The organism is Shewanella sp. Actino-trap-3, from assembly GCF_002836275.1.
GTDB lineage: Bacteria > Pseudomonadota > Gammaproteobacteria > Enterobacterales > Shewanellaceae > Shewanella > Shewanella psychromarinicola.
This window is the reverse complement of the sequence record NZ_PJCE01000001.1, coordinates 3,625,393-3,637,847: the sequence shown is the minus strand read 5'-3', so window position 1 is coordinate 3,637,847 and position 12,455 is coordinate 3,625,393. Positions and strand designations below refer to the sequence as shown.

At 41.2% G+C, this 12,455-nt stretch carries 10 protein-coding genes; all 10 read right to left on the bottom strand.

Going from position 1 to position 12,455, the window contains the following annotated elements; translation table 11 throughout:
* Positions 1–23: 23 nt before the first annotated feature.
* A complete protein-coding gene (gene dauA / locus CXF80_RS15665) occupies positions 24–1,766 on the bottom strand; it encodes a C4-dicarboxylic acid transporter DauA (protein WP_101034792.1) in 1,743 nt (580 codons plus the stop codon).
* A gap of 609 nt (positions 1,767–2,375) precedes the next feature.
* Positions 2,376–2,591 carry a hypothetical protein gene (locus CXF80_RS15660; RefSeq protein WP_101033875.1) on the bottom strand — a complete coding sequence of 72 codons (216 nt, stop codon included), beginning with the start codon at positions 2,589–2,591 and terminating at the stop codon, positions 2,376–2,378.
* 35 nt (positions 2,592–2,626) lie between these two features.
* Positions 2,627–2,752, bottom strand: coding sequence for a hypothetical protein (locus CXF80_RS20640; protein WP_269801263.1), 126 nt, complete (start codon positions 2,750–2,752; stop codon positions 2,627–2,629).
* A gap of 323 nt (positions 2,753–3,075) precedes the next feature.
* A complete protein-coding gene (locus tag CXF80_RS15655; RefSeq protein ID WP_101033874.1) occupies positions 3,076–4,293 on the bottom strand; it encodes an OprD family outer membrane porin in 1,218 nt (405 codons plus the stop codon).
* A gap of 761 nt (positions 4,294–5,054) precedes the next feature.
* Complete coding sequence (locus CXF80_RS15650; protein ID WP_101033873.1) at positions 5,055–5,507, bottom strand: hypothetical protein; 453 nt, start codon at positions 5,505–5,507, stop codon at positions 5,055–5,057.
* Positions 5,508–5,517: 10 nt separating this feature from the next.
* Positions 5,518–6,174, bottom strand: a complete 657-nt coding sequence (locus tag CXF80_RS15645) for a TorD/DmsD family molecular chaperone (RefSeq protein WP_232772117.1) — start codon at positions 6,172–6,174, stop codon at positions 5,518–5,520.
* Positions 6,175–6,249: 75 nt separating this feature from the next.
* A complete protein-coding gene (locus tag CXF80_RS15640; protein WP_101033871.1) occupies positions 6,250–6,927 on the bottom strand; it encodes a DMSO/selenate family reductase complex B subunit in 678 nt (225 codons plus the stop codon).
* Between the two features lie 13 nt (positions 6,928–6,940).
* Positions 6,941–9,487, bottom strand: a complete 2,547-nt coding sequence (locus CXF80_RS15635; protein ID WP_101033870.1) for a DMSO/selenate family reductase complex A subunit — start codon at positions 9,485–9,487, stop codon at positions 6,941–6,943.
* 32 nt (positions 9,488–9,519) lie between these two features.
* A complete protein-coding gene (locus CXF80_RS15630) occupies positions 9,520–11,514 on the bottom strand; it encodes an MtrB/PioB family decaheme-associated outer membrane protein (RefSeq protein ID WP_101033869.1) in 1,995 nt (664 codons plus the stop codon).
* Between the two features lie 14 nt (positions 11,515–11,528).
* Positions 11,529–12,422 carry a DmsE family decaheme c-type cytochrome gene (locus tag CXF80_RS15625; RefSeq protein ID WP_269801262.1) on the bottom strand — a complete coding sequence of 298 codons (894 nt, stop codon included), beginning with the start codon at positions 12,420–12,422 and terminating at the stop codon, positions 11,529–11,531.
* Between the last annotated feature and the right edge of the window lie 33 nt (positions 12,423–12,455).

The following is a 12,455-nucleotide window of genomic DNA, read 5'->3' as shown; positions in this document are numbered from 1 at the left end:
TTAATCCGTCAGTATGGCGTTTCTTATATTTTACTAACCGCAATCTCACGAACCACATCATCTAGCGCATCAGCCAAGGTTGAATAGGTCTCGCAATGAACGCCATCTGGTGCAAAGCCCGCTTTAGCTAAGGTTTTAAGTGGCTGAAATTGGAAATCGGCCAACAATACCCGAGTGTTATTATGTCGACATTTACCGAGGAATTTGTACAGCGCTGCCACTCCGCCGGAATCGAGTATCGATACCCCATCTAGGTATAAAATCACCCCATCTTGGCTCGTGCTTAAATGCCCTAACTCACCAAACACAGTGTCGGCGGCCGCAAAAAATAACGGGCCATTAATCTTAAACACTTTCCAACGTGGGGGTAACTCAACATGTATGTGCTTTTTCTGTCCACTGATGTCTTTCACCTTGGTCATGTCGGCCACTTGCTTCATAAACAATAACGACGCCAAAATAATCCCCGCACTGATGGCGATCACCATGTCGAAGAAAATGGTCAGTGACAAACACACCATCAACACCAACACTTCGCTGGCGGGGGCTTTTTTCACCAAGTGGACAATCTTGTGGGCTTCGCTCATGTTCCATGCCACCATGATCAGCAATGCCGACATGCCTGCCATCGGGATATAAGCCAAAATAGTACTTAACGATAATAAAGACACCAACACCACAACCGCATGACACATGGCCGCAATCGGGCTTACCGCGCCGGCTTTATAGTTAGCGGCAGAGCGTGCAATGGCGGCTGTTGCGGTAATACCGCCAAAAAATGGCGTGATAATGTTACCAATGCCTTGGCCAAGTAATTCACTGTTGGCACTGTGCTTTTTACCTGACATGCCGTCGAGCACCACGGCGCACAGTAACGATTCAATCGCACCTAACATGGCAATCGCAAATGCAGCAGACAACAAGTCGCTTGCTACTGCCCAACTCAACACCAAAGGCGATTCATCTGCTTGCGTGCGTAGCCAAGGCCATTGAAAGTCGGGCAACATTGATGGAATGCCGGCCCCCAAAGAGCCATCAGGCAAGGTAAAACTAAAAGTAGAACCTATGGTGGCCACATTAAAGCCTTGCTGGTTAAATACCGCCGCCACCAGACTGGCGATAACCACAGCAGGAAGATGGGCTGGAACAGCGATCTTGAGTTTAGGCCACAGAATAAACACCCCTAACGCGCTTAATCCCACCAGCAATGTCGGCAGTGAAAATGCCGGTAATGCTTGGGCTAACGCAACAACTTTACCCACAAAACTTTCGGGCATCTCGGTAATGCTTAAGCCGAAAAACCCTTTAACTTGCAGCACCGCAATCACCACGGCAATACCGCCGGTAAAGCCTAACGTGACGGACTCTGGGATATATTGAATATATCGTCCTAGCCGAAACAGCGCCATGATGATCAAAATAAGCCCAGATAAGAGACTGGCAAGCAGTAAACCTGATAAGCCATATTGTTGGACTATAGGATATAAAATCACCACAAACGCAGCGGTAGGACCCGATACGCTATAACGCGACCCCCCCGTAAACGGGGTAATAAAACCGGCAATAATGGCAGTATATAAACCGTATTGGGGCGCAACACCAATGGCAATAGCCAACGCCATCGACAACGGAATGGCAATAATGCCTACGGTCAAACCCGCTAATAAATCTTTATAAAATGCAGTAGCCTTGTAAGGAACATCTTTTAAGGACTCTCTAAGTGCATGACCAATTCGCAAAGAAAATAAATGCTTTCTATATTTCATCGTCAAGTAACCTCGTAAAACCAAACTGTCTTCGGCGTGCAAAGAGATACCGGTAATTATATGCTCATATACATACAATTCAACAGCCTTGCAGTTATAATGCGATTATCATATTAAAATAATTAAATGATAATCTTATTATAATAAATTGTTGTAAAAAAGATCCATGAACAGGCATAGAAACGGAAGCAGCAACAAGCTGAATACATTAATGATAACCAGCCTAAACAGGGCTAAATAACGCTGCCGTACCCAAGTCACTTCAAAATGTTCGTTGCAAAAATCCTACGGGAACTCCCGATGGCCAAGATGAAAAACAACCTGTTTCTGGGTGATGTCATGCTAAAAGCGAAGCGAAAGGCCTATAGGCTATACGAGCTACAAGCCTAGAGGCTAGGACGCTTTGCGGCTGCTAGATGTTATAAAATCATGCGAGCAAGCGGTGACGAGCGATAACAAGCGAATAAACGTAAAAGCTAAAGCATAGCCCTTACTTAATGGCTGTACTAAGATGAAAGAGTTCAATCGTTTTATCGTTATGGGCTAAATGCTCATTGCTGCGCGATAAGCACACACCAAGCTAACCAGTATTAGGCATGATGACGATCATCAAGCAGATACTAATCCAATATCACGGTCACCAAACACCACTGACACTTTTCCGCCACTGCCCATATCTGTATGGTGATAATACCATCCATACTGAGCAATCAACTTTTGAGTGAGTTCAAGACCTAGGTCAAAGCCCAAATCATCTGCATCATATACGGTAGAGTCACAGTGATTCTCGATATTGACCCTGTGGCCTGATTGCTCAATAATCACTCGGCCTTCTGCGGTATGCTGTAATGCATTGCAAATTAAATTGCTGATAATGATCCGGCATAAGGTTTTGGGTATGCATATTCTAAGTCATCGGTATTAACAATCACTTCTACTGGTTTAGCAAAAGTAAAATAGCCGAGGTCTTGCAGCGTTGAAAACAACTGCTAACCTTGAAAAGTAGTGCCAAATGGGTAATTTAATGACTTATGTTTGTTGTCTTTGCTGCCAATATAAGTCGCAAGGCTGTAAAAGATGTTGCGGCAAGCATGACTATCAAAATTGGAATTACGAGTTTGGCCGTATGAGGCGCTTAGCCCTGCGAGCGGCTTGGCTGTAGGTTTCTTGTGCCATGTTGCTGCTGACTTTCGTTACTTCGCTGCAGCCTCGTCACCCAATGGCTGCAAAAAATTAGCGTTGCGGTTATTGTGAAACAATCAAAAAGAGGCCAGGAGGCCTCTTTTTCACATCTCAAAGTCTATATTGCTTAGAATGAGTAAAAGAACCTAGCTCTTAGCTCACCCTTGTCTTTTGCATCTGCGTCAGTGCCGTAGTCATAAACGGTGTAACGGATCGAAGTCGAGCAGCCTTTGAATGCGCCAGAAAGTGTATAACCAACATCTAAGTATGTTTGTGTGAGTTGATTTTTAGATATTGGGTTATCTGTTTCTGTATGAACCAGTTTCAATTTCAAATCGGCAAACGATTTAGCAACACCAACTTGCCAAGTATCAGCGTCTGCATTGTAGTTGCCTGATGTTAACGTAGAGCTGGTGAATGACGCTGTGGCGGCCTCACCAATACCGCGATTAACCGAACCGTCTTGATCAACTGTAGTGTAAGATGCGTGCACATTATAACCGCTAAACGATGCGCCGACTTTATAACCCATTAACGAGCTATCTTCAGTCGCGGCATCATCGTAGTTAGAGCCATAGTACTGTGCAGCTACAAATGGGTGAAATTCGCCACCAAAGGTGTAGGTCGCATCAACGTAGAGATCCGCCACTTCATCGATAAAATCAACATAGTGAGCTTGAAGATTTAAATTCTCAACAGAATTATTTTTGATGTATAAAGACACGGCACCGTCGGTTCCAATATCGTAGAAACCGCCCACATCTCCGCGCTGTACATCATCATTGAAAAAGGTTGCTGCGTTCGTATACTTAGTAGCTTTATCCGTACGGGTTTGGTATTTTGTTACGTTTGCTAAAGATACGAGTGTATTTGGCAAATCGGTATTGGTAATCGAGTAGGCTTCAAAAGATTCTTTAATCAAACGCGAACCCGAACTTTTAATCAAAGGTAGTGCCATGTATTGGCGACCACCTTTGAAGCTTGTGTTGTTGTATTTGTAACCAATATAAGACTCCGACATTACGGCGCCTTGGGCATTCATAGACGTCTTCATCTTATCAGCAGGATCATCAATGCTGGTCACATGAGAAGTTTGTAGTGTGGTGCCAAAACTGAAGCCGTAGAATTCAGCAGTGTTATAGTTTACGAAACCACCGTTGGCCCATATGTTGTTGTCGGCAGCTTCGTTAGAGTCATAGCTTTCATCGAAGTAGTAAGACTTTACTTGTCCTTTAAACTGACCATCTGAAAATGCGTCCGCAAGGGTGTCGCTTGCTAAGGCACTGCCACTGATACCGGCCATTGCCATTGCAATCACGAGTACATTCTTATTACATTTCATCATCTATTTGCCTTTGATTTATTTGTATTATTTTATTAACGGTATTTTCAAGGCAGTTATCGCCTAAATTGTTATACCGTTTTTTGAGCGGTGGAATGTGTAGATAAGTTTGAGTTACACATCAAAAATTACGCTTCAAAACATGAATGAGAGTCGTCTCATTAATTATCGAATAAGATATTACTTCTTTGGGTATTATAGAGTTTAGATCGAGATCACTTAACCGCAGTAAATGGTAGCTTTTTTCTAGTTGTTAGATAAGCATCTCAACGAGGTAAGTGAGTTGTTAGATAAACATCGCAACTAGATGAATTAGTGTGAACTAATACTTTGTATGTGGATTAGATAGGCATTATTATTACTTTTTCTTAACATTAAATCTAATTATTCAGTCAGCCTTTGAATAAAAATATTATATGAAACAGCAATATTATTACTACCTCAGTGTATAACTGAATATTAGTTTTATTAAATAATATAACTACATATTTTTATGTTAATCGAGAATGGTTTTTACCTAATTGAGCTTGAGTAATAAACTCGTTATCGACTTGCAAGCCCTAGACTTAACAATATGATATTAATGAATAATTTAAGTATGACTGTAAAATTAACTGCCGACTTTTACTCTAATGTTTAACGTTGCCATAGCAGTCAAACTTACTCGGATTTTTAACGTTAATGTTATCTTTTGACTTTTTGAGGATCTATCTTTTTGGTGTTAATTCAGTTACAGATTGCAGATGATATATATAATTAAGTACTTATTTCATGTTTTTAATGTTAACTCTACTTTCTAGATCTATTGAATAAACCTGAGCATATATTCTTTTAATAAGATTAATAAAATCCCCACTACTTTGATCATCACGTTTTTTATTAACCCATACATTAGATAAAGTAAGAATTAGCCTTTCCGCTTGGTTTAAATTATTTCTTTGAGATACTTTTATAAATAAAATTTGGCAGTTTATGACTAGGCATTTAAAAACTAATTCATCTTTTAGAGGACTTTCAGTATCTTGATTCTCTTTTGTTAACCATATTGGTTCACCCTCACAGTACACTAACGCGGCGATTAAGTTAGTTACCGTCTTGATATCAGTAGCACCATTAAATAATTGCATTATTTCTTCTGAACGCCGAAAGTTTAACAACAAGCTATAACCTAAATCAGCTTTGTGCCATTGTTGTACTAATGATTGAAGAAATGCCATTGATATTAACCTACCGATAAATTGCGATTTTTTTGGGTGTAAGTTCAAATGTTTGTTCAAGATACAACAGATAATCTCTCGCTAAAATGGAGAATCCTCTATAATAGTCTGTTTCAGCATGGGTATAGGCGAGCTCCAGACATCGGTAAGCCCAAGGCAGCAAATGTTGCTCTAGTAATTCATCTATCGCTTGTTGAATATTTGGATTTTGTGGTGCTTCAATCGCTTTGTTCAATAAGAATGACAGTACCGCAAATATTAACCCAATATGATCGACAGGTTCATTCATTTTCATGTCGATATTGATATTGTTAGCGGCATAAAACCGTTTTAAAGTAATGGTACTGTGGTCATTAAGCAACTGTGAAGAACTTGTATAGGCTGAGCCCCAAGGCGCGGCTAAAGGCGTACCAGGGCCATAGAATAGTACTCCATATTCGAGTTTCAGCTTAAGTAGCTCTTCTTCATTATCGGTCCATTGATCAATATAAGCTTTTAGGTGCGTTAATCCTTTATTGTCGGGATCTGTGGCTAACAACTTAGGCCAGTTTTCAACAATATCTTGCTGTTTAAAGGTATTGATTAAGTCCGACTCGGGATAAACGGTCAGTACAGAATGCAATACATTGGCAATTGCCTGTAAATCTTGAAGCTTTTCAATGTTCATATCATTCACATTTGGTTATAAATTTAACTAGGAAAGAAGGGTGTAATAACATTATTACACCCTGTATTTACTAATTTATACTTCTCGAACGTTTAAGATCCGACCCATGCTCGAACCAACGGGTTGTGCTTTCCTAGAACCCTTAACAATTAAGTTCGGCGATGTAATCGATTCTGATGGTAATGGAGCAAAGTGGCCATCGCCGTTGCCATATTTAGCGCGAAGGTTTTCCATCGTATCAAAGTCCAGCGCTCGTAAAGGGCATGACTCAACACAAATCGGTTTTTTACCTTCTGCTAGCCTATCAGAACAACCGTCACATTTGGTCATGACTTTGCGTTCAATATCAATCTGAGGCGCATCGTACGGGCAAGCTCTTGAACAGCTTTCGCAGCCAATACATAACGACTCTTGAACCAGTACCAAACCATCTTCTTTTCTTTTATGCATGGCTCCTGTGGGACATGCTTTTACACACACAGGTTCATTACAATGGTTACAACCGATAGAGGCATAATAGGCAAATATATTTTGCTCATAACTCTCATCGCTATTTTGCTCCCACGTACCACCGCCATATTCATAGACTCTTCGCCATAGCATGCCGGGTAATGCGGATACACCTTGAGTGCTGACATCATCTTTATTACGCGTTATACCAACCATTCGATCTTTACAGGCTATGTGGCAAGTTTTACAGCCAGTACATTTACTGCTATCGAAATAGAATCCTAATTGAGTTTCTTGTGTCATTTTAATTTACCCCTCAAGCCTTGACTACCTGAACACGATTGGTGTGCTGTGGATTTCCCTTTGATATTGGGGAAGGATGATATTTTGTTAGTGTGTTAATACAGCCTCCAATATCTACAACATGGCCAGATGGACCGACTTTTCCACTCGCATCTGGTTTATACCAAGCACCTTGCCCTAAAGCACATACTCCAGGAGTGACTCTGGGCGTGAGTTTTATCGGCATTTCAATTGTTCCTCTACCGTTATAAACATGAACCATATCACCATCAGATAATCCTCGAGCAGAGGCATCTTTGGGGTTCATCCATACCGCATCTTCGACCGCTTCGCGAAGCCACGGCACGTTATGATAGCTTGAGTGCGTTCTGCCTTTAGTGTGGTAGCCACATAATTGCAATGGGTATCCTGCATCAATAGCTTGTTGATCTTGATAGCCATCCCAAGTCACAACATATTGCGGTAATGGGGTAATTTCATCTCCAGTAGGCAGAGACCACGTTGCCGCTTTTCGTGCCAGTGATAATGAGAAAATCTCAAATTTTCCTGATATTGTTGGTCTTGGATTCGCAATGGGATCTTGAATATAGGATTGGAATGCGATAACTGGTGAAGACATATATTTACGGAAAACCCCCACTTTCTGGGCTTCTTGATATGTATCAGGCATATCGACATCGGCATTCATCGACTTAGTTTCTTGATAAAGCTTTTCACACCATTGTTCACCGGTAAGCCCTTCAGTGTATGCAGCACCATTACCCATAGCGTTAGCAATACCAGCACAGATTTCATACATAGATTGCGATTCGCCTAACGGCTTCAGTGAGGTACTCATAAAGGTTGCATAGGCCATTTGACCAGATGCATATGAATCGTTTGCATAATCTACTGATTCTAGCCAAGTGCTATCTGGCAGTAAGTAATCGGCAAATTTAGCTGACGATGTCATCCAGCAATCACTGACAATAATCAGTTCACACTTACTGTCATCTTGTAAGATTTGAGCGGTGCCATTACTGTCTGAGTGTTGATTCAGTAAAGCGTTACCCGCGCAGTTGATAATAGCCTTAATATTGGTACCCAGTTTAGCTGGATTGTTATCAACCCGCTCTTGGCTACCGCTAGATTTAAAGCGAACGCCATCTGACGTTCCGCTAAAGTCTTCACCGCGCACAACGGCATCAGACCATGTGAAAACAGGGATGGTAACATCTACTGGATTGCTACCTGCTTGCATACCTGCAACACCAAAGCTATAGCTTGAAGGCATTGCACCACTATTGACACCAGCACGACCTATTTTTCCGGTCATAATGGCTAAGGTGTAAACGGCTCTAGTGGCTTGGTCGCCATTGGCATGTCGACTAATACCTGCACCTGCAGAAATATAGGGGGCTTCAGCGGCCATCATAGCGGTAGCTAACTGTTCAATTTTATACGCAGGGACTCCGCATACCACTGCAGCCCAATCTGGCGTTTTAGCGCCATCTTGCTCAAATATGCCTTGGCCCATAATGTAATCATGGTAATTTTGGTCTGGGTCGATAAATTCAGCATGTGAAGCAATGAACGGATCGGCGTTTAGCGTAACAGACGCCTTAGTATTGACTAGCGATGCTTTGTCATAACCCACAGCATATTTATCTAAAAATGGTTTCGCGTTTTGGTCAACCCAGCCACTATTAATCATTTGATAAATAACCGCTTCAATTAACGCTGCATCAGTACCAGGGCGGATCGCAAGCCACTCATCTTCATTGCCACGCATTGAATCTGTGTATCTTGGTTCTACCATCCAGACTTTAATATTCTTTTTATTATTTTCTAAAGACTTAACAAAATCATAGCCTTCACCGCTACCACTCATGCGTGTTTCGTTTGGATTAAAACCAAAGCCAACAAATAAATCAGAGTTAACGATTTCGCTTAATGAGCTGCCGCCAATGCTATCCCATTGATCGCCATAAGTCGCCATACACGCTGGATACACACCGGCCCATGAATAATCCCAATGATGGTCTAGAAAACCGCCATTTAAATTCAGTAATCGACCCCAGGTTGCGGTATTCGATGAGAAACCATAATAAGCGCCTGTACCGTAATGCATATAAATGGATTCAGGGCCGTAGTTATCTTTAATGGCTTGTAATTTTGAGCCTATTTCTGAATAAGCTTGTTCCCAACTGATAGGGACAAATTTTGCCTCGCCTCGTTTACCCACACGTTTCATTGGTGAACGTAGTCGGTCAGTTGCATAGGTTCTTTGACGAAGTGAACGACCACGTGGACATGCTCGAGCCTGATGGTTTACACCATATTCATCGGTTGTTTCATGGTCAGTTTCTATTCGAGTGATAACCCCGTCTTTACTGAATACTTTAATAGGGCAATTTGAACCACAGTTTACCAAGCATGCAGACCAGTTAAGTTGTTCAAGCGAACTTTCTGGTACTCCAGGCGGTATTACATTGATTTCTTTCGCACTATCTTCACACCCAGTGATAGTTGCTGCAGCGCCTATTGCTGCACTCATTTTTAAGAAATTTCTACGTTCCATTTCTATATCCTCGCGTAGTATTTACGATACGTTTAATGCAATTTGTAGCTAAATGACAACATCACTTGGTGTGCGTTATAGTCATGGTTTATATCTTGAAGTGTTACTAGTCCGGGTATACTGGCGATCTCAACAGATGCAGCATCGGTGTCGTAATAACGCTCGTATCGATAACTTAGTTTAAGTGCCATTTGTGGATTTAATGCATAATCAGCATATACACTGGCACTGTGGTTATAACTGTAATAATCACCATATGGGAGACTATTATCTACATTCACATTGGTATTACTCGTTGAATTAGCAAATAGATAATCCATACCTATTGTTAATTTATCTTGCATTAACCCTCTATAATTAAATCCAGCACCAACGTTAATAAATTCATCTTCTACATCTGTATACCAATATGAATTACTGACTTGACTGCCTGCTTGAGACGAATTAATCCATTGCTGACCGATAAAACCATAAGTATCAACATTTTTACTAATCTGAATACTTATATTGGCGTCATAGCCATAATCTTCTGAATCTAATAATCCAACTTCGGTATGTTTATATTCATCTTTGGCATATCGAGATGTCACATCAACACTCATCCAATCATTAGGTGTATGGGATAATTTTAATTCATAAGCATTACGAGTTCGGTCAGCTAAATAATATTTTCTGAGTAATGCATTTTCTTCGGATGCGGTTAAAATATCTGATTCAAATTTTGAACCATCTCTATTAGCATACTCAGATTTTAAATTGATATTGAACATTTCAAACTTACGTATGTTTAATTTCACCCATAATGTGTCATCTTGAGTTTGTTCACGTTCACTATAATTACGAGTAATTTCTTTACTGTCATAACCTGCCTGTAAACGATAACCGCTGGCGATTCTGTAACTCGCATTCACACCATAATTGTTACGTTCATAATCTAAAGGCGTATTTTGTCTAAACGCACCGGTTAAACTATTGAAGTTGTATTGGGCAAATTCTGCAGTCGAACTCTTATTATCACGCTTGTTATAATCGATTTTCCCACCCAAGCGAAGTCGATTACTTAGCATGGATGTCACCGCAAACCGGCCATCGATAGTATCGACTTGACCGTCCCAGCTTTGCAGTGGATTACCACTCATTTGAATTAAATTTTCATCTTGGATCATTCGTCCAGTCGCAACACGTCCACTCATCACGGTCTGATCAATGCGATAATTGCCAGAAAGTGATATTTGATGAGCTTGACTATCTGGAGCTGCAGCATAGACATCATTTAAATAAGGTAGGCTTAAGTCACTTATTTTATTATTGTAAATGCTTCCAGAATAACTCAGATCAGTGGTCCAGTTATCGCCATTAAGACCTATCCCCGCATCCCATTGCGAAGTAGTCGCGTTAACGGGTAAGCCGATATTGATAGGGCTAGGCGTCACGATACTGCTTGAACGGTGGCCGGTTTTATCTTCTTGGTTGTAACTGACAAAACTATTGTATTCGTCATTTTTATAGACAACCCCTACCCCCAGCTTCTCTCTTTCTAGTGCTAAGTTAAACGTATTGACATCAGCACTTGGGGTTAGCATGCCGTCGTTATGCCAAAGCTGACTATTCACATCGCCTGCTTTAATGGTTTTTATTGAAGCGTAATCTAAGACCAACTCATATAAACCTGAATCGCCGATTTGTAAACTGGCAAAGCTATTATCGAAACCCAACTGATGTGCGATTAATTGAGCTTGATATCCAGATTTATTTTGAAACAGAATATCACTGCTCACTGAACCAATAGCGCCATCCTCTGAAGTACCGAGTGCGTTACCTGCATGTATATCATCAATGTCGTTATAGCCAAGAGCAACATCTAGCTTGCCGCTATAAGCTGAATTTTCAACACAACGGTTACATTCATAGTTGCTACTATTTACATTATTGGTGTTGGCATTGTTCACCCCAAAATTCGCTGCGAAACTGGGCCCAGATATCGCCACTAATATCGATACAGTAATAAGATTGATTTTGAATGACATAATCTTGCTCTCCATTAGCGTTGCAGCAAGCTGCCTGAGGGATGATTTGAACCATGAATTTGACTATGGCAATTCAGGCAACTTTTACCGCCACCAAAAGCATCAATACCTGACTCAGCGACGACTCGACTAGCATGTCCATCATTAGCATGACATTGCTGACATAATTGCGGTGCACGATGCTTGACTAAGGATTCATTAACACTGCCGTGAGGGTTATGACAGGTAACGCAATTTTCAGTTACTGGCGCATGTTCCCATAAGAAAGGACCGCGTTTTTCAGCATGACAGCTATAACAAGTATCATTTACTGTGGGTTTAACTAACGCATTCTCACTCATTGAGCCATGAGGTGAATGGCAATCAACACATGTCATGCTGTTCCACTTCAAGGGATGTGAAGAGCGCTTATTCATATCGCCTTTTTGGCTGGTATGACAGCTGACACAGGTGTCATTGATAGTCAGTTTATCCATAACAGGATCTTTTGCCGCATGGATCTTATGGCAATCTACACAGGCAACTTCTTCAAGATTATGAGTACTATTATGCCAACTCATCTGCTGTGCATCGTTATGGCAACCTTCACATACGCTGTTTTGAGAACTTGCCGGCAGCTTACTTTGAGGACCAAAAGCAATCATGGGCTCCTTACCACCTCGGTTATGCTGGCCTTGAGGGCCATGACATGCTTCGCATTGCAAACCTGCCATTGGGGAATCCTCGGAAATAACTTTTCCATGGGTGCCCTTAAATAAGTCCATCACCTGTTCATTTTTTTTATGACACATAAGGCAGGAGTCTGCCCCTTTAGAAGAATATTTCCCCTCATCAAACTTTTGTTGTAGCTGTATTTCTAATTGTTCTGTGGTTAAATCGTCCCAAGGTAACGCATGAGAACTTTGCATTACGAATAATCCGCAACCTATGAGTATGGCTAG